This window comes from Marivita cryptomonadis, assembly GCF_002115725.1.
In the GTDB taxonomy this organism is placed as follows: Bacteria; Pseudomonadota; Alphaproteobacteria; order Rhodobacterales; family Rhodobacteraceae; genus Marivita; species Marivita cryptomonadis.
Genome location: NZ_JFKD01000019.1, coordinates 51,494 through 71,262, shown reverse-complemented (window position 1 = coordinate 71,262; position 19,769 = coordinate 51,494). Strand labels below are relative to the sequence as shown.

Below are 19,769 nucleotides of genomic sequence, written 5' to 3'. Positions count from 1 at the left end.
TACATACTGTCGCGGGGTGGAGCAGCCCGGTAGCTCGTCAGGCTCATAACCTGAAGGTCGTAGGTTCAAATCCTACCCCCGCAACCATAATTCCTATACTTTGCATGACTTCCTTTTCGTAGAAGTTTTCTTTTATTTAGGCCTTCGCCTGTGCCACGGCTGTGCTTAAGAACGTCCGCTAGCGCTCCATTCTCTGTCCTCCTGTCTGTATCGGTGTGACGACGATGTTCTTAATCAGGCTACCGATCGCCTCGCGGGTAGCGCCGTCTTCGTCTGGTTTGGACAGTCGCTCGAGGCGGACTTTGATACGCTCGATGCACGAGCCTGCGGCGATCGCGCTAGCAAGATATCCAAATCCGTGATTACCCTCGCCAGTTCCTTTTGCTTCTAGGCGAAGGAGGGGAACAGATAAGACCAACGAAGAAGGCGTTGCGTAAACCAAAGATACTTCGAACGCCTCCACGCTTTGCGCGGCAGCAAGTACCAGAACCGATTAACGAGTGACGTCGTCGGTCGGTGAAGTCTGAGACGGCCTTGGGGACGTGTTGCACGTATGTATCACTCCACGGCACTATTCGCCAGTCAGGTCTTTGAATGCCTCGGATTGCTTCTGCATTGCGATAGGGACAAGACTGAAGGTGCACCTGCACCTGCAGCTCAAGTCCGATGTGAGCTTTTGCCTTTGATTGAAAAAAAATGGTCGCTCCACGGTATTTTTACAGCACATTTCGCGTAGGAGGCTCACCAAGTCACTCATGGCCACGTCGGTACCCAAAACTCAACTTCGACTGCCTCGTTCGGGGCTTTTTCGACATGCCCCCGTGCAGATGCTTGAGGTCATGGAGACGCTTGCCATTCAAATAAAACTGGAAGCACATGCGGTGCTTTTTCAGCAAGGCGATGAGGGTGACACGCTTTTTGCTCTCGAAGATGGGACTTTGGAGGTAAGCGTTATTTCGTTGGAAGGGCGCAAGCTTGCTCTGGATGTCATTCAGCCAGGCAACCTGATCGGTGAAATTGCACTATTTGATCCTGGCGCTAGAACTGCCACGGTTACGGCTCTTGAACCGTGCACGTTGCTTTCCATATCACGGACGGATCTGATCCCGGCAATTCTTGCCAATCCTCAGCTCGGTCTCGATATCACGGCAGCAGCTGCAAAAAGAATGCGTCTGCTGACCGATCAATTGCACCAGCAAGCTTTCTTAAGACTTCCGGAACGCTTGGCGCGAAAAATCTTACATCTTACGTCTCAGCAAACTAGTGTGGCTCAACTTGCCATCAGCCAGGAAGAACTCGCCGACTTTACCGGCGCATCTCGCGAAGCGGTTTCAAAAACTCTTTCAAAATGGCGACAGAACGGCGTGATTGACCTAAAGCGGCAAAAAATAATCATCCTTGATCGGAATGAACTGAGAAGGCTTGGAGGAGCTGATATTATTTGATGTTTTTGTGGCGTAGGTCACATACTGCAATTCTTGAACTTGTTTGGCTGTGTCTCAGCGCCTCTACTTTCTTGAGACAATACCATGCCAACGGATGAAATTTTAAAATACATCGGCCTATTTGGTGCCTTTCTATATCTTGCTTCATATTTCTTGCTGCAGGCAGGGTATATCGGCGGAAATTCAAAAATTTACACAGTTATGAATTTGTTTGCGGCTTCGTTCGTGCTGGTGAGTCTCTCCACGGCATTCAACGCAGCATCCGTCGTTATCCAGGTGAGCTGGATCCTGATCTCCATTTTTGGACTTGCCCGGATGTATCTCTTGTATCGGCGCATCCGCTTCACTGACGAAGAAATCGAATTTGTGGAAGAGCAGTTGCAAAGGCTTCCTTTGCATCTTGCACGCAAAGTGCTCGACATCGGGATCTGGATTGATGGTGACCGCGGAGCTGAGTTGACCCGGCAAGGCGAAAGGAACAACAGTCTGATGTACTTGAAACACGGCAGCGCCGAGGTGTGTCAGAACAACACACGGATAGCGACATGCCGTCCGGGAAGTTTCATTGGCGAGATGACTGTCCTGAGCGACGCCCCTGCAACAGCGACTGTCAAACTCACAAGTAGTGCACGTCTGTTGTGCTTAGACGCTGAAGCACTGCGCACCCTAAGCCAAAACGAGGCTGCCATCGCGACTGTGATCCAGAACAGCTTTTCTCGCGACATGCGGCTCAAGTTAGAAGCCACGAGCAGACATGTCGGAACAATGAACCCGGTCGACACGGGAGACTGTGCCTGACGTGGCCGCCGCGAGGGAGTTCGAAAGATAGGACAACACCAATCTGAATTAAGCGTTACTCTTTGGGGCGTGCATGGGTCTGTTCCAAAGTCAGGCCTTTGGACGTCCGAATATGGATGTGCAACGTCCTGTTACGAGGTGACGTACGGGTCGAGGAGTATCATTTGCGATGCAGGATCTGGTCTGGTTGCCCTTGGGCAAAGGCTCCTTCAAGACGAAACGACTGAAATTGACATAGCGTTGACCCATTTTCATATCGACCACGTCATGGGCTTGCCATTTTTCGCACCGTTGTTCGAAACCGGAGTGCGCGTTCGATTGTTGGCGAATGAAGCGGTGCTGAGTTGCTCTGTCGAAGAAATGATGCGTCGATTGTTTGCACAGCCGTTTATTCCAATGGGCATAGATGCAATTCGGGCCGACCTGTCGTTTCAAGATTTGTCCGATGTGGCAATGCATAGTGTGGGGGACGCCACGATCGAATGCCTCGAACTTTGCCATCCAGGTGGAAACACAGCTTTCCGTATTAGACACAGGGACAAGAGCGTTGTTTACACGGGCGACTTCTCACACTTTGAAGCAGACCAAATGTCCACATTGACTGCATGGATGGACAATGCAGATCTTGGCATCTTGGAAACTACGTTCACACCACAGAACTATGATCCGCACAAATCCTTTGGTCACACACATTGGCGGGCTGCAGGTCAGATCGCAGCTCAGGCCAAAAAGTGGCTAGGTGTGCACCATCACCATCTTGCGGATGACCATACACTTGATCTTGTGGACCAAGAGCTTCGTGCCGCGTTTCCCAATGGTCGCTTAGGAAAAGACGGCCAGACGATCTGGCTTTGACGCGGCCTTTTCCCCGGATCATTGCTTTTGTGATGCAATTCACAGAACGTAACAGGTGTTCATGGCACAACACACCGGCGTGTTGTGCGTGGCTGGGGAAAACGTGTTGGAAAAGCTACAAGATTCCGGGCGAAAGGAAGAGGCAGGACTTACCGCCTCACACTATCTTTCGCACGGACGCCTAGGGCGGGCCGATCCCCACAATTCCGCAGTTGCCACACGTGCATTGAGACGATTTTTTTCATGTTTCGTTTCTCCCTTTGGGGGTCACTTCGGTGATCCCCACTTTTTCCTTGGAAGAGACCTTACCTTCCGACCATGAAAGTCGGAGCACTTTCGGCGCGGCGAGATGCAGGAGATGTCAGTGGCAACCCAGATTTTTCTTAAGGATTTTGTCCCACACTTCCATCGAGACGCTGCCAATCAACGCACCTCAATGATCGCACAAAAGGGGACTGCGGTGTTTGTCGACGTCGTGCGTTTCACGCGCATGACAGAGGAACTGATTGAAAGACACGGCCGTAAACTTGGAGCAGAGTTGCTCTACGGCCGGCTGCAAAATTTCTTTTCGGGTATATTAGATGCCGGGGCCCGCTTTGGCGGAACGTCGGTCGCCTTCGCAGGCGATGCTGTAACGCTTTTCTTTAGTGCAGACGACTTTGGTGGTGCTGAAGATGCGGCGCACCGTGCTGCAATGGTCGCTACTAAAATCGCAAAGCAGTTTGAAGACGCAACACGTATTTCGATCGCGTCTGGTACGTTTCTTCGAAAGGTGACCGGGAGCGATGCGCTTTCTTTTCTCGAACTTTTCGGGGGGAGTGCTGCTCAAACATTAGCAGAGCTTGATACGCTGCCCGAACGACCCAGCATTGTTGCATGCGAAGCTGTGAAAGCCCTTTTGGCGGCCAAAGGCATTGGTGTTGAATCTTTTGGCGTCGCTGGAGCGTATGAAATACAAGAGGTTCCACCGTGCAAAGAGAGCGCACTCGGTACCAAAAATGAGACCATATCAGAGACCGACGCGATCGCATGGGTTCCGCTGACACTTCGTGGTGTCGCTTACTCCCTTTGCGCGGAAAGGTCGGATGTTGCCCGCTTTGGCTTAGATGCTGTTGCTCAAATTCGAACTGTCGTTGCGCTCTTCGTTCACATACGCGGGCTTGAGTACTCTGCCGCTTCCGATCAAGAACACATGCAACAGCTTGTATCGCACGTGCAGTCGGTGGTGATCAAACAAGGAGGAACAGTCCTTGGCCTAAATTCCGATGCCAAAGGCAGCTATGTGTCTGCTGTTTTTGGGGCGCCGGTTGGTCACGAAAACGACGCGCTTCGCGCAGTTCTCGCCGGTGAAAGCATCGCGCAGTTCGCGAAAGCCCGTGGTATCGACGTGGGTGTAGGAGTGGCACGTGGCTCTGCGCTGTCCGGCATTTTTGCGACGTCTGGGCGCGCAAGATACGACATCACTGGCAAGCCAATGTCTCATGCTGCGCGATTGATGGTCGCTGCAGTTCCCCATGAAGTATTGGTCGCGAACGCAGTATCTGAAGACTTGACCACCTATTTCACTTTCGAAGACAGCCCGGACTCCACAGCAAGACGCCTCGTTGGTCGGAACTCTTTTGAACACAAGTCATCGCCGGGCACTTTGCGCTGCAGGATTGTTGGTCGGCGCTCTGAGATTTCGGAGATCGAAAATGCACTATCGGCTGGAGCGGGTGCAAAAGTGGTACTGGAAGCATTGCCTGGTATCGGAAAATCCGCCTTGCTTTCCCAAGTTCAGGAGGCTTTCAAATCGCGGGACACGTGCTGGCTTGTCAGCAGCGGTGAAGAAATATCACGTGATCTGCCGTACCATTCCTGGCGCCGTTTATCAGCGAGCATCCTTGAACATGACAATGGCGCTTTGTCAGAAGAGGGGAAAGGCGTTGTTGAATGGCTCGCGTATGCCAGAAATAAACTACCCGACTCGGTGTCGGAAGTTCATGGGCCTGAACGCGGGGCAAAGATTGCTGGTTTGGTGGCGACTGCGCTATCGGAATTGGCCGCACGAGACCGTGTCATCCTGTGTTTTGATGATGCGCAATGGATGGACACACCTTCTGTCGCGCTATTGCACGGTGTTGTGAAAGCCGGCGCACCCATTGCCATCCTGTTGGCAAAGCGGCCTGAACCCCCATCCACAATGGAAGCGGTCATGCTTTATGGCGCACCAGATGTGAAAACGCTCGAACTTCAGCCTCTTGGCCAAGATGGTGTGATCGAAATTGCGTGTCAGCAGCTGAAAGCAGATAGTCTGTCTCCTGATCTAAAGAAGCTGATTATCGAAAAATCCGGGGGGTCTCCTCTGTTTGCCGTGCAGATCGGACGGGCGCTGCTCGAGCAGGGATATGTCACACATGAAGGTGGGCACTGCCTGTTTGCAGGAGGCCAGCGAGAGCTGGATCATGTCGATTTCCTTGAATCGGTGGAGGGGGCCATTTTGGCCCGCGTTGATGCGCTTGCTGACACAACCAAACGTGTCGCGGCTGCGGCGTCCGTGCACGGGCGTACTTTCAGCCAACATGCGGTAGAAATTGCGCTGGGTGTGGAACTTCCGCCAGATGCGGTTGCGCAGGAACTTCAGACCCTTGAAGCCGAAGGATATATTGCCGTCGAGGAGACGGGCGCGCTGAACGTATTCAGCTTCAGTCACGCACTCGTTCAAGAGGCCATTGGCGAAAGTATGACTTCCACTTTGCGCCGCGATATGAACCAGCGCCTGTCTAAATGGTGGGCCATGCAGTCAGGGCCCGAAGCCATCCAACGTCGTGCGCGACATCTCACGCAAAGCCTCTCTCCAGAGGAAAGCGATCCTGAAGTTCTGGCAAGAGTTATTGAAGCACTGGAGGCCGCGGCCCATCAAGCCGCCAGCGAAACGGCCAATCTTGAAGCCAGCCAGTTCCACCAGCAGGCTTTGGGAGTATTGGAACGTCTACCAAACACCGAACATTGGCGCCGCAAATGCCTGCATTTGCAGGTTTCGAAAGCGTATTCCTTGTCTCTGGTAAGAGGTTATGGGGATCCGACAGTGGAAGAGGCGTATCGTGCCGCTCTCGAATTCTCGGAGACGGTCGATCACCAAGAGGATTTGGTTTTTACTCTTTATGGGTTGTTTTCCTTCTACGCATCACGTGGTGACTACAGCGACAGCGCCCCGATCCTGTCGTGGATCAAGGCGCTTTCAGAAAGCAGCCGTGATCCCAAAATGCCATCTTTCCTGCACCATACAGAGGCAATCCAAAGTGTGCTGACGGGCAGGATCGTTGAGGGGACGAAACTTGCCCGTCGGTCCATTGATGAAGCTGCGGCGCTGGGTGACGGTATGTTTTTTTCACATTCCGGTGCGGGTGATTGGCGGATTTATTCCGGCAGTTGGGAAGCCTTGGGGCGTGCTGTTCAAGGTCAATGGCAAGCGGCGTTGGCTGCACATGATGAAGCGACACATCTCGGCGCAACAGATCATTTCGCGCGCGCCTTCGTCTCTGGTTTCGCACCACTTCCTGTACTCGCTGGAGCGCCTAGGGCATCTTTGGAATATGCCGAAGCACTGGTGACCGATGCCGATACGCGTGGTTTTGCGTTGTTCTCTATCATTGGACGCATTTACCTGGGATGGGCAGCAGCAAAACTTGGGATGAATGACGAGCGTGTTGCGGCGTTTCTTGGTGGACAGTTGCAAATCTCTCAAGCGATGAAACTGGATAGCTTCAATCCCTATTTCCTTGCTCTGGCCGCTGAGGCGCATCTGGCTATCGGCGAACCCGCTCTGGCCCGTGAAAAGGTCAACGAAGCACTGGCCGCAATCAAGAAATGTGGTGCAAGCGCCTTCCTACCCGAAGTCTTACGCGCGGAAGCTCAGGTGCAATATGCTGAAGCACTCTCTCACGCTACTGTATTGAACACACTCAACCGTGCAATCAATCTCGCGCTCGGTGACGGTGCAGTGCATTTTGCGTTCTTGGCAGCGCATGAGGCAAAGCGCCTGAAAGTCGGTACGACATCGACGTCTTTGGAAGAACTTGCGGATTTGATGCGAAAAAACGCATTCCAAGTTAAATACGATGGGCCGTTGTCGCAGCTTTGGGTATCAACACAGATCAAAGCAACATCAGACGCTTAGTAGAAAAAGGGGGCACACCGCATGACAGACCCACGCCGCTCTGTACAAGACTTGGAGAACTACAATCTCCACCCCGTAATCCAAGACACTGCAGAGCGCGGCTTGCCGATCTCGCAGATGCCGGACGCGTGGATAAGCTGCGCCTTGGTGAACCCCTACTACGACGATGAAATTCGCGCTGTCCGCACTGTTTGTGTGCACAGCAAAGCGCAGATGTTCCATCAGTCATACGGCGTTGATGAGACCGCGTTTTCCCTGTTCTTCGAGGACGGTGATCTTTATCTCATGCCGCATGATCGCACCACGGCACCAATTGGCCCAATCGCGATGGGCGCACCTGTTCCGGGACGAAACATGTTTGCCGTACATGGGCTTCTAAACCAAGGCTCTGGCTTTCTTTACAATCAACCGGTTGATTTCCACCTAGGTTATTCGCCCGAAACGAATGGATACAAGGGCAACACACCTCCGACTGCCATGCAAACCTGTAATTGGGTCTGGGCGAAAAAGACGCAAAAGCCGGAATGCCTACCTCTGCGGTGGTTTTTCACGAATGCCAACAATCCCTGCGGCATTCCCTATCTTGGCTTGTTCGCGCTCGCCACATTCGAGAGCTTTGAATCGAGCGATGCTGTTGACCAACTGGATTGGGCCTCCGACCTTTGCACGAGTGCTGACGCGGCCTCGGCTAGCCTGATCAGTGCACTACAGAACGCCAAGGACACAAAGGCATTCCATGGTGCCATTGTCGACAATTTGAAGAACAGTCCCGAATTTTGGAAGGGCAGTGCAGAACAGCCAGGTCAAATCATAACGGGACTGGGCCCTGCCGCCAAAGGAACCGGTGAGCCAGAGTGGGACAAGCGCATCAAGATGACTGGGTTTACATATCAGACATCCAAGCATGATCCATCCGAAGGACTTGGCGACGCCGCAATGCCCCTACGTGTCTTCTACGATTGGCCAAGCACCGGCTTGCAGGATGCGCATATGCTAACCCACCTGTCGTTAAACCAGCATGAATGGTTTGATGCCGATCACATGAATATTTTTCTGGACGCTAAAGGGAATGACACGTTCGTCACGTTCCAAGATGGCCACACCAAGTTCGAGGGACATGATGCCACTGGGATCGTGAAATACAATTGGGCGGCTATGGATCATGGTGCTGCCAAAGCCTCGCTCCGGGACAATCCGCTGATTTGCCCCGGTGAGGTGCTGAATATCACGACATTACCCAACGATGATCGCCATTTCTGGGTTTGGTACACACCAGAGAACAAGGGAGTTCTGTTCATGGAAATCCCGCAGAAAGCCGATGTCCTCTTGGTTCTCACGGATTACTACACCTACGATATGGACCCACCTGCCTTCCCCAAGGATTGGTGGATGGAACCTCCCAAGGCATAGTCGGGCTGAGCTGAATCCGCTGACATCTGCGAGGTGAATGAAATCCTTTGCAGGGTTCGGCCTTGTTCAATCGACAGAGTAAGAACGTCCCAGTTTGGCGAAAAGCCAAACCCCAAGCCACCGACTTTTCAGGGAGGCAACTCTCTCGCAACATGCATTTATGTACTCGTCATGCATAATGACGGTGAAGACTGACGCATCGTAGAAATGCGATTTTGTTTGCTAGCTCTCGATGTTAAGCAGCACGGTATGTCTGACAGTTCTTATCGGAATACGGACACCACTGACTTATTGGACCAAGCGAGCATGGCGGAAACATCTATCAGTTTTCCACGCGGGACAGCGTCTTTGATTGGCAAATTGCCTTGGGTTCTTGCAGGATTCGTTGCTGCTATCTGTCTTTTGCCGCACATCAGTGTGTTGGTTGCGGCATTCATGGGATCGACAGAGACCCTTCAGTCTTTGGCTGATACCGTCCTAGGACGATACACCCGCGCCACGCTCGTTCTTTTGGTGACAGTGGTCACATTTAGCACCCTGATCGGAACTGTGACCGCTTGGTTGGTCACCACAACAGAGTTCAGGGGTCGGCGGGTGTTGGAGGTGGCGCTTGTTTTGCCGCTGGCATTTCCCGCATACGTCCTAGCCTACGCATACACCCATGTTCTTGATCACCCAGGCATCGTGCAATCCACATTGCGCGCTGTCACTGGGTGGGGACCAAGGGACTATTGGTTTCCTGAAATCCGCTCTCTTGGTGGCGCGGCGGCAATGCTGACGCTGGTGCTTTATCCATATGTTTATCTTTTGGCGCGGGCAGCCTTTGCGTCACAAAGTGCGACCACTTTTTATGCAGCGCAATCGCTTGGGCAGACACGGTTTGGCGCGTTCTGGCGCGTATCGCTTCCTATGGCCCGTCCTGCCATCGCCTCAGGTGCGATGCTTGTCGGGATGGAGACCATCGCAGATTTCGGCACTGTCTCATATTTCGGTGTTCAGACGTTCGCGGTGGGCATCTATTCAAGTTGGTTTACCTTTGCCGACCGCGCCGCCGCAGCCCAGTTGTCGCTTGGGCTGTTGGCGTTTGCCTTGCTCCTTGCCATTCTCGAACGGGTCAATCGCGGTGAGGCAAGATATGCGTTTGGACGAAAATTTGAACCGATGCCGCGAGTGTCCCTGAACGGATGGTACGGGGGTCTTGCCCTGATGACCTGTTTTCTGCCTGCATTTCTCGGGTGCCTCTTGCCGGTTGTGATGTTGTCAGAAATGGCTGTGGGGTCTGAGCAAAGCTTGTTCAGCCCGCGCTATCTGCAATTCGCGCAAAACTCTGTCACTCTTGGTGTCTGCGCGGCGTTGCTTACAGTTGCCGTTGCGCTCTTGTTCGGCAGTCTTGCCCGCAACCGGCACTCATGGTTCGCCACTACCGTGTTGTATATCGGGCGTCTTGGCTATGCTGTGCCGGGTGGGGTCATCGCCGTTGGACTGCTGGTGCCATTTGCATTTTTCGACAATGCGTTGGATGCCTACATGCGCGAAGCATTCGGAATATCCACGGGCTTGTTGTTCACGGGTTCCATCTGGTTGTTGGTATGCGCCTACATGATCCGCTTTCTTGCGGCTGCCATTGGTGCCTACGAGGGTGGCGTCGCCGTCATCAATCCAAATATGGACGCGGCGGCACGGGTGCTGGGGCAAAGCGAATGGGGGCTGTTGCGTCGAGTCCATTTCCCTCTTTTGCGTCCAAGCTTGTTCACGGCGCTGCTCATCGTGTTTGTCGATGTGATGAAAGAGCTTCCTGCGACCCTTATCATGCGACCTTTCAATTTCGACACATTGGCGGTTCAGGCCCATCGTCTTGCCGCCGATGAAAGACTTGCCGGGGCAGCGGTGCCAAGTCTTGTGATTGTCGCAATTGGCACGCTTCCTGTCATCCTGTTGTGCCGTCGTATCAGAAACGAACAGGGCAACAAAAAAGAGGGCGCCTAGGCGCCCTCAATTTCCGCGATGCTGTATCAGCTTACTTCCAGCCGACCTCGTTGAAAATTTTCTGAGCTGTCGGCACGTTCTGCGCGACCTCGGACAAATCTACGTCGTCGGGACGGAACATACCCAAGGCTGCGACCGACGGCGAAAGGCCGACGCCTGGAACAGCAGGGTACTCGTCATTGCCGGCCGAGAAATACTGCTGTGCCTGATCGGACGCCAGATATTCAAGGAATTTGATGGCGTTCTCAAGGTTCGGCGCATGCGCAGCAACGCCACCACCGGACAGGTTCATATGCGCACCTTCACCGTTCTGTGCGGGGAAAACCCATCCAATATTGGCGCGATCGGCTTCGGACAGGCCTTCGACCTCTGTGCGCAGGGCACGGGCGAAGTAGTACGTGTTTGAGATTGAGATATCGCATTCACCCGAAACGATGCCACGCAACTGGTCTGTGTCCCCGCCTTGCGGATCACGTGCAAAGTTATCGACAAGACCCTGCGCCCAAGCTGTCGCGGCCTCTTCTCCATGATTTTCAATTACAGCGCTGAGCAATGTCTGCGAATAGACGTTTGTCGAAGACCGGTGGCACACAAGTCCTTTATATTTCGGATCGGCCAAGGACACGTAATCCATAGGCGGGTTCGCCACGTCGTTCTTGTCGTAGAAGATGATGCGGGCTCGTTGGCTGAAACCAAACCATTGGTTGTCGTCATCTTGCAGACTGTCGGGAATACGCGCTTCGAGAATATCGCTGTCGATGGATTGCAGAACGCCAGCTGCCTTGGCGCGTTCCAAGCGCGACGTGTCTACGGTCAAGAGGATATCCGCAGGCGAGTTTGCACCTTCGGCTTGCATCCGTGCAATCAGTTCGTCTGCATTGCCTTCGATGCGGTTGATCGTAATCCCGGTTGCTTCCGTGAAGTCCGAATAAAGCCGCTCATCGGTATCGTAGTGCCGCGATGAATAGAGGTTCACTTCGCCCTCTGCAAATGCGGCGGTGCTAAAAGCGGTGCTGACGACAAGCGCCAGGGTCGAAGTGGTCCTTAGGACGCGCATGTGACTCTCCATTATGCGTATTTCTTACGAAAAGAGTCAGTTACATGATTCCGACGCACGATCAACACATTCCGAGTAATTTTGTCGGAATTATTTTACAGCTCAAACTTGCAGATCTACTGCTTGTTTTCCCGTTGTGATCATGGATGTGACACAAGAGATCAGAGCGAATTTTCGTCAGGTGGCATGCCGATCAGCGGCATAAGAAACGCACCCGCCACCGGGTCTAATGCAGCTTGGTAATAGCTTTCTATCAATGCGCTTGCTGCGTCGAAGGAGGTAGTGCTTCCATCAAAGGCCTGCATGACCAGCGACGCCGCCGTGAGGTCGGACATGCCGCGATCGATCGCAAACTGCGTGCCCAGTTCTGTTTTGAGAGCGAGGTATTGCTGGTCGTCGGCTTGCCGATCAACAAGTTCCTCATGCGCAAAGTTCGCAGTTTCTGCTTTTGCCCCTTGCAGAAGTTCGAGGATAAATGTGCTCCGGGTGACCGCTCCGCTTTCCAAGGCAGTAGTCCAGAACACGAGGCCATCCATATCAGGCGCCCGTCCCAAAACATTCTGGTAGATCTCCGAAACGAACCGCAATGCATTCATGTCATCGTCATAAAGCGCGCGTGTTTCGACTTGGTTCGCGAAAAGACCTGCGATTTCAGCCAGTGGCATACCTTGTGCGTGGGCAGTGCCCCAAAAACCAAGGCCCAGGGCATCCGGCGCTCGATTGAAGTATGCGACGTAGAGTTCGATAAACATGTCAAGCGCTGCCTGATCCAGTGTAACGTGCCCACCGAATTGCCGCAAATCCATTGGCTCATCGAATGCAGTATCGGACAACTCGAAGGCGATCCGCTCGATATTGTCCAGACGCATCGGCACAGCCCCGGCCTCGGTCCGGTCAGTGATGAACACCTGCCCGTTTTGAAAGGTGACGGTGTAGTGCGTCTGGTTCCCGGTGAAGTGCACTGTGTCGACGCCGTCCAACCCGTCGACATGTGTATGCCCTTGCATCGCGATCATGACGTCGTCCGAGGACGTTCCCAAAAGCACGGAAGACTCCATGCTATCATTTGCAGCATCACCTGAGGCAAGCACCACGCGCGCCCCATCATCCGTCGCTGGGTTCGAATGTGGAGTGTCCGATTGGGTCGGTTCCAACTGAAAATGTGCTTCGGTCAACGGTGTTCCGCTCTGAGAACGATGCAGCACATCAATTGTTGTGCCGTCGATCAATTCAACACGTGAGACGTTGTTGAATGGCTTGAAGACCGCCGCCAACACATCATCAGATGATGAAAACCCGCTATCGATCAGTTGGATGATGTCTGTTTCAAGATCGAAGTCAGCAAGGCTGTTGCTTCCATCGCCGGTAGCAATCACGAACACATCCCGACCCTCATGCCCGAAATACACATCGGCTCCGGGGCCTCCCCTCAGGACATCATCACCTGCGCCACCGTCCAGATAATCGTCACCGGGGCCGCCGTGCACCGTGTCGTCGCCTGTTTGGCCAAACAGATCATCATTTCCGAAGTCTCCGAAAAGTTGGTCGTGCCCTTCCGCGCCTTGCAGGGAGTCGTTCCCGTCCAGCCCGTTGATCCTATCGTCCGTGACGGTTCCGAAGACACGTTCGCTTGTAATTGTTGCGATCGGAGGTTTTGTGCCGTGGGCCTCAAAGCCGGCGATCTGGTATCCAATATCTGCAAGGATCGCTTTGTCGAGATCACTCACAAGAACCCGTGAGCCATTCGTCAGAACCGGGTCCAAGGCGACGCTGTCGTCTGCATATCCCTCTTCGATGTGCGCGTGATCGTCCTCGAGCGGAATTGGGCGCCCGCCATTGGCTTGTACAGCATTGGGGCCGGCGAATTCGCTGTTGGTGATCCATCGGTCAAAGGCGCCGGACGATCCGATCCCCAGGATATGTCCAAGTTCGTGGATCACGACCGAAAAGAAATCGCTGTAGCCTTGCACGGGACCGTCCAACGCGAACGACCAGTTGGCTTGGGAGTTGAATGTCAGAGAGCCTGCCCAGGGCTCGAAATCGGTGACAGGGCCAGAGCCTCTGAAATCGGGTGAAATTCGTGCTGCGAAAACATCGCCTGAAGCGTTCCCGCCATCCGGCCCTGCCAATGCCAATATTCCAGAGGGTAGTGACCGCGATCCAACAAAGACAAGAATGTCGTCAATCGGCTCAGACAGAGTGACTGTCTCGATTTCAAAGTTTGTAGGATTCTTGATGCTGAACACCGTGCCAACGGGGACGTCGGTGAACTCATCCTTGAGGATCGCTGCCCATTCCGCAGCGGCTGCATCCAATGCCGCGCGGCGGTCTGGGTCATCGAAAAACCCGTCAATATCGTAGCGGTAATCGAATTGGAATGAAAACGACACGGGCACAAACCTCTTTGGTCACAGCACACTCAAACGGGTCTCATCCACAGCAGGTCCACCTGAGGGCGAAACGGTCTTATTAAGGTTGGTGGCGAACTTGGTCCATTTCGTGATCGCAATTGGGCAATAAGGTACTGAAAACGAGCAAATTCCCGTAAAATTTGATGGATGACTTAATCATGTACCTGCGACCAAGCGCCAAGGTGGCAGAATGCAAAGCCCACTTGACGCATCCTTAACGTCGGGTGCAGATGAGCGTGTCTACGGTCCGAGCGTTCAACAGCGTTCGGTGAAAAGGGAACGCGGTGCTTCTTCGGAAAAATCCGCGACTGCCCCCGCAACTGTGAGTGGCGAGCGACGCTGAAAGTGCCACTGGTGTCCGTCACGGACCCTGGGAAGGCCAGCATAGCAGAGACCCGCAAGTCAGGAGACCTGCCGAAGACGAACACCCAGTCCAATCGCGGGGCGCGATGGGGCGGCGGCTTCGTCCGTAGTGGTGTAAATCACCGTCTGCGGATGCGTCAGCATTCCAGATTTTTCATCACTCCGGTGCAATGCGCCGGACAAGGCTGGGATCAATGAAATGACAAGGCTCACCTCGAGACTACTCCTTTGCAGCACCCTCATCGCGCCATCAGCACTGATGGCACAGGATGTCGGTGGGGCAGTTATCGAACTCGAAGACATCGTCGTCTTTGGTGGATTGCTTCCGACGAACCTCGACACAACCGGTGCCACGATCGACGTGGCCAATTCTGCAGATATTCAACGCGAAGGGGCAAGCGCCACTGCCGCACTCGATCTGCTTCCGGGCGTCTCGGTCAGCGCCAACGGTGGTTTGGGCAGCAGTGCGACAGTTCGTATTCGCGGCTTGAGCGGCCCTTATGTCGGGGTTCGAATTGATGGTATTGATGTCACGGATCCATCGGGCCCACAGACAGCCTTCAACTTCGGCAGACTAACCACCGGCTCGCTGGATCGTCTGGCAGTCGTCAAAGGGACGCAATCCGCAGTCTATGGGTCAGAAGCGATTGCCGGTGTCGTCGAGGTTGAGACTTGGCGGCCTGAAGTTTCGGGCGTTTCGGGCAAGGCACAGCTTGAACTGGGCAGCTTTGAAACCCGCTCTGCAAACCTGAGTTTCGGATATCTTGATGATCGTGCCGAACTGGCGTTGAGCCTTGGACGCGTGACCAGCGAAGGCTATTCGGCACGTGATACGGATGATGAAAACGACGGCTTTGAACAAAGCTTGGTCAATCTGTTTGCAGCCTACCAAGTCAGTGACGCCATCCGCATTGGATTCAACGGTTTCTGGTCGGAAGGCACCGCAGAGTACGATCAGGCGGCAACCGATCCGCGCGGCGAAATCGACGAAACACGCCGTGGCGTGCGGATGTTCGGCGAAGTGCAAGCGGGGGCTTGGACACATGAGCTGTCCTTCAGCCGATACGAGATCGAACGGTTTGATCCGGTGGGCTTCACCCGCGATTTTCTTGGCGAGCGCGATACAGTCGCTTACTTGGCCACGGGTGATCTGTCCTCGGGCGTGTCTCTTGCTTTTGGCGCAGACTGGAGCGAAGAGCGCGCAGCCTTGGATGGCGATGCATATGATGCATCGAACTCGGCGGTATTTGCAGAAGTGAAAGCGACACCAACCGATGCCGTCGAACTTTCGCTGACCCTTCGATACGATGATTATTCGGACTTCGACGGGCAACTCTCGGGGCGTGCTGCTTTGTCGTATCGGCTTGACGAGGCAACCACCGTTCGAGCCTCTCTTGGCACGGGCTATCGCGCGCCGTCTTTGTATGAACGCTTCGGGCCTTATGCCGGATCGACCCCTCTGGACCCAGAAGAAAGCCTGAGCTTCGATCTTGGGATCGAGCACAGCTATGGTGACCGGGGAACGGTAAAGGCCACGGTCTTCTGGGCGGAAATCGATAACCTGATTGGGTTTGGGAGTGGGCCGAACTGCTTGCCGTCTCAAACATTTGGTTGCTACATTCAGACGGACGGAACAACTGAAACACGTGGTCTCGAACTGAGCGGGTCTTACGCAATCACTGATCGTGTGCGGGTGTCTGGTGCATATACACTGACAAACACCGAAAATGACGGTGAACGTGTTGTTCGTGTTCCGCGTCACGATCTGTCTTTGGCGTTGGAGGCGGATGTGACGGATCGGTTGCAGGTCGGCATCAACATGACCCGCGTTTCGGACACTCTGGACGGTTTTGGGACACTGACCCCTTTGGATGACTACACCGTTTGGGATGTCTCCGCGCGGTATGCGATCACCGACATGGCGAGTGTCTATGGCGCGATTGATAACGTCGGCGACGTCTCGTATCAGACAGTGCGCGGTTTCAATGCACCGGATCGGACCATCCGTTTCGGTGTTGAGACATCTTTCTGAATGATGCGCCGGTTGATGGCGCTTCTCAGCTTTGCGTTGGTCCCCCTAGGGGCCATCGCATCTGATCTGCCGCGCGTGGTGTCGGTCAATGTCTGTACCGATCAGCTTGTCATGCTTCTGGCAGACCCTGACCAGATCTTGTCATTAAGCGATCTTTCAGATGATCCGCGCAACTCGGTCATGGCCGAACGGGCCGCGCAATTTGCCAAGAACAATACGCAGGCTGAAACGATCGCTTTGCTAAACCCCGATATCGTTGTCGCTGGAGAGTACAGTGACCCGGCCATGCTTGCTTTGCTGCGGTCGATTGACATCGAGGTGGAGCAGTTCGCGATCACCCTATCGCTGCGGGATATCCCCGGTGACATTCGTCGCATGGGCAAAGTTCTGGGCCAGGCTGATCGAGGCGAAGAAATGGCCTTGGATTTGGAGCAGGACTTAGCAGCTTTACCCGAGGCGCTCGGCGATCAACCCGTTGCAGCCTTCTTTCTGCCGAATGGGTTTTCCCTTGGGGCAGGCACTTTGAGCCATGACATTTTGACGGCTGCCGGGGTGCGGAATCTGTCTGATGAGCTTGGTCTTGTGGGCAACGGCACGCTCACATTGGAACAGGTGATCTTGAACCAACCGGATGCTCTGATCAGGTCGCAGCCTTTTTCGGGTTTTTCGCTTTCGGAAGAAATGCTGACGCATCCCGCGTTGGAGGGGCTCCCGGCTTTGAAAACCTCTGTCGATTGGGTATGCGGCACACCGTTCGTGATGAACGCGATTGCCTCGGTTCGTGAACAGGCCTCCGCATTGACCCGATCCGCCAACGACTGACTAGTCAGGTGGCTGCACGCTTCCACGCCAAACGGATGGCTCCGTCAAGAGCAGTTCCCAAAGGCTCGGCCACTCTGGCTTGGTGGCGCTCATTGAGCCAGGGCGCGTAAAGAGGGGCAAGGCCTCCGACAAGGCAAACCCCCTCACCGTCAATCAAACCAGCAGTGTCCAGACACAGGTCCAAGTAATCCGCCGCCTTTCTGATCATGTCACACGCGTGAGGATCACCTTGGGATGCGGAGTCGAAGATGTTTGGTGCAAATGCTGCATAGTCTGCAGGTGCCGCTTTTTGCGCAAACGCAATCATGCGATTTGCATCCAATTCAAATGTTTGCAGAACGTCTTCGATGAAGGGCGAAGGTGTTGCCAAACCATCGGTTACAAGCGCACAGCGTTGCAACGCCAGCCGACCAAGCCATGCGCCTGATGCCTGATCCCCCAGTTGCAGACCCCAGCCGCCAATCGACCGGATGGTGTCCCCTCGTTTAATGGCGACGAAAGATCCTGTTCCAACGCCAACCAGAGCCCCATCTTGGCTCCCAAATGCCCCGACGGCCGAGGTCAGCTGATCGTTGCTGATGCGGCAGTTCTTAAGTGGCAGACGCGCCGCACAGGATTGAGCATCTTCGTGGGTGACAATTCCTGCCAAGCCCAAATGAGCGGGCGCCTCTTTCACTCTGTCGAATGATACGCCAGCCAAAGATGTCACCTCGGTCAGCGCGGTCAGGATATGAGCGACCGTTCCGTCCGGATCGCTTGTGTAATTTGCCGAACCAGAATGCGCCGTGGCCAGAACCGTCCCATCCGGCGCGCCAAGAGCAGCGCGGCAGCCGCTGCCGCCACCATCCAGTCCGATTACAAATTCCAAGCGATCTGTCATGCATTACGGTCTAGCACGGCAGGCATGATCCAGGGCAATCGAAAAGCCGCCGGGCGTATCTCCCGGCGGCATTGGGCGAAGGGTTGATTTGATCAGCCCAGAACGGCTTTGACTGCGCGGACCGTGCCCGCGACGACTTGGTCTGCTTCGGACTTGGTCAGGCAGAACGGCGGAGCAAACCCAAGGATGTCTCCCTGCGGCATGGCGCGCGCAATGATCTTGTCCTGCTCGAGCAATTTGGCCGAGATCTGTGGGCCGATTTTGTCCGTGGCATCAAAGAAAACGCGACTGTCTTTGTCCCTTACAAATTCTACCGCGCAGATCATGCCGTCGCCGCGCACGTCGCCGACATTTTGGTGATCAGCCAGAGCTTCGCGCATCGTTGCATTGAGATATGCGCCTACGGTGCCAGCATTCGACACCAGGCTCAGATCGTCCAGCAATTTGAGGTTCGCAACACCTGCGGCAGCACCTATGGGGTGCGCGGAATAGGTCCAGCCATGTCCAATCGGTCCGTTTTCGTCGGTGCCCTGTTCCAACACGCTCCAGACCTTGTCCGAGACAATAGAGCCGGACAGCGGCGCATATGCCGAGGTCAGCCCCTTGGCGATGGTGATGATATCGGGTTTGATCCCGTAATGCTCCGAGCCGAACATTGTGCCCAAGCGACCAAAGCCGGTGACCACCTCATCCGCGATCAAGAGAATGTCATGCTTGTTCAGCACGTCTTGGATCGCCTCCCAATAGCCTGCCGGGGGCGGGACGATGCCGCCAGTTCCCAGCATGGGTTCTCCGATGAACGCACCGATGGTGTCGGCCCCTTCGCGAGCGATTAGGTTTTCGAGATCCGCGGCACATTGGGCGACGAATTCGGCTTCGGTTTGGTTCAGGTCTTCGCGCCGATAGTAATAGGGTGCGGTGGTGTGGATCACCTGTTCGATCGGCAGATCGAATTTCTTGTGAAACAGCTCGAGCCCGGTCAGCGACCCGGTGACAAGCCCAGATCCGTGATATCCACGCCAGCGCGAGATGATCTTTTTCTTCTGCGGGCGTCCAAGGATGTTGTTGTAGTACCAGACCAGTTTGACATTTGTCTCGTTCGCATCCGATCCGCCGAGACCGAAATAGACCTTGGACATATGGTCTGGCGCGCGGTCGAGAATCATTTTCGCCAAGGTGATCGACGCCTCGGTGCCGTGGCCGACATAGGAATGGTAATAAGCCAGTTCCCGCGCCTGTTCTGCAATCGCCTCGGCAATCTCCTGACGGCCATAGCCGACGTTGACGCAATAAAGCCCGGCGAACGCATCCAGCAGCTTGTTGCCGTCCCGATCTTCGATGAACACACCCGATGCCGTTTTGATCACGCGACTGGGGCTTTCGCCGCGGGCATGTTGCGCAAGATGGGTGGACGGGTGGAAGAAGTTATCTCGATCCCACTGATCAAGTTGGTCATTCCGAAGCATGTCGTTTTCCAGTCATTAATGGTGACAAATCGTTGTGCACATCAGTCGATGATTTCGGATGGTGTCAAGAAATCAGGTGCTGATT

The 19,769-nt window shown here is 54.4% G+C and carries 13 protein-coding genes, 1 tRNA gene and 1 riboswitch; of the genes, 9 read left to right on the top strand and 5 right to left on the bottom strand.

Annotation, left to right across the window (positions count from 1 at the left end; translation table 11 throughout):
- The first annotated feature begins 10 nt into the window (after positions 1-10).
- From MCRY_RS18230 to MCRY_RS18200, 7 genes are all read left to right on the top strand, one after another.
- A tRNA-Met gene (locus tag MCRY_RS18230) sits at positions 11-87 on the top strand.
- Between the two features lie 740 nt (positions 88-827).
- A complete protein-coding gene (locus MCRY_RS18225; RefSeq protein WP_238939783.1) occupies positions 828-1,445 on the top strand; it encodes a Crp/Fnr family transcriptional regulator in 618 nt (205 codons plus the stop codon).
- Positions 1,446-1,529: 84 nt separating this feature from the next.
- Positions 1,530-2,243: a cyclic nucleotide-binding domain-containing protein gene (locus MCRY_RS18220; RefSeq protein ID WP_085632542.1), complete on the top strand. Its 714-nt coding sequence runs from the start codon at positions 1,530-1,532 to the stop codon at positions 2,241-2,243.
- Between the two features lie 69 nt (positions 2,244-2,312).
- Positions 2,313-3,098: an MBL fold metallo-hydrolase gene (locus MCRY_RS18215; protein WP_280523438.1), complete on the top strand. Its 786-nt coding sequence runs from the start codon at positions 2,313-2,315 to the stop codon at positions 3,096-3,098.
- A 364-nt stretch (positions 3,099-3,462) separates the two neighbouring features.
- On the top strand, positions 3,463-7,257 hold the full coding sequence (locus tag MCRY_RS18210) for an AAA and adenylate/guanylate cyclase domain-containing protein (RefSeq protein WP_171046135.1): 3,795 nt from the start codon (positions 3,463-3,465) through the stop codon (positions 7,255-7,257).
- Positions 7,258-7,278: 21 nt separating this feature from the next.
- Complete coding sequence (locus tag MCRY_RS18205) at positions 7,279-8,667, top strand: hypothetical protein (protein ID WP_085632535.1); 1,389 nt, start codon at positions 7,279-7,281, stop codon at positions 8,665-8,667.
- Between the two features lie 306 nt (positions 8,668-8,973).
- The gene (locus MCRY_RS18200; protein WP_085632533.1) at positions 8,974-10,653 is read left to right on the top strand and encodes an ABC transporter permease; all 1,680 of its coding nucleotides are present in this window, start codon (positions 8,974-8,976) and stop codon (positions 10,651-10,653) included.
- 31 nt (positions 10,654-10,684) lie between these two features.
- Here the strand turns inward: MCRY_RS18200 and MCRY_RS18195 are convergent, their stop codons facing one another.
- The 3 genes from MCRY_RS18195 to MCRY_RS22995 form a co-directional block, all read right to left on the bottom strand.
- A complete protein-coding gene (locus MCRY_RS18195) occupies positions 10,685-11,710 on the bottom strand; it encodes a Fe(3+) ABC transporter substrate-binding protein (RefSeq protein WP_085632531.1) in 1,026 nt (341 codons plus the stop codon).
- A gap of 161 nt (positions 11,711-11,871) precedes the next feature.
- The gene (locus tag MCRY_RS18190) at positions 11,872-14,100 is read right to left on the bottom strand and encodes a DUF4214 domain-containing protein (RefSeq protein ID WP_085632529.1); all 2,229 of its coding nucleotides are present in this window, start codon (positions 14,098-14,100) and stop codon (positions 11,872-11,874) included.
- A 247-nt stretch (positions 14,101-14,347) separates the two neighbouring features.
- Positions 14,348-14,554, top strand: a riboswitch (cobalamin riboswitch).
- Positions 14,524-14,697 carry a hypothetical protein gene (locus tag MCRY_RS22995; RefSeq protein WP_171046134.1) on the bottom strand — a complete coding sequence of 58 codons (174 nt, stop codon included), beginning with the start codon at positions 14,695-14,697 and terminating at the stop codon, positions 14,524-14,526. (Overlaps the previous riboswitch by 31 nt.)
- A 46-nt stretch (positions 14,698-14,743) precedes the next feature.
- Between MCRY_RS22995 and MCRY_RS18185 the strand changes: the two genes are divergently transcribed.
- Together MCRY_RS18185 and MCRY_RS18180 are read left to right on the top strand one after the other, a co-directional pair.
- Positions 14,744-16,516 (top strand): TonB-dependent receptor plug domain-containing protein, encoded by a 1,773-nt coding sequence (locus tag MCRY_RS18185; RefSeq protein WP_171046133.1) that lies wholly within the window; start codon positions 14,744-14,746, stop codon positions 16,514-16,516.
- Positions 16,517-17,338, top strand: a complete 822-nt coding sequence (locus tag MCRY_RS18180) for an ABC transporter substrate-binding protein (RefSeq protein WP_085632525.1) — start codon at positions 16,517-16,519, stop codon at positions 17,336-17,338.
- A gap of 4 nt (positions 17,339-17,342) precedes the next feature.
- Here the strand turns inward: MCRY_RS18180 and MCRY_RS18175 are convergent, their stop codons facing one another.
- The gene (locus MCRY_RS18175; protein WP_085632523.1) at positions 17,343-18,218 is read right to left on the bottom strand and encodes a glucosamine kinase nucleotide-binding domain-containing protein; all 876 of its coding nucleotides are present in this window, start codon (positions 18,216-18,218) and stop codon (positions 17,343-17,345) included.
- Positions 18,219-18,310: 92 nt separating this feature from the next.
- Positions 18,311-19,684, bottom strand: coding sequence for an aspartate aminotransferase family protein (locus tag MCRY_RS18170; protein WP_085632521.1), 1,374 nt, complete (start codon positions 19,682-19,684; stop codon positions 18,311-18,313).
- Positions 19,685-19,769: the final 85 nt, after the last annotated feature.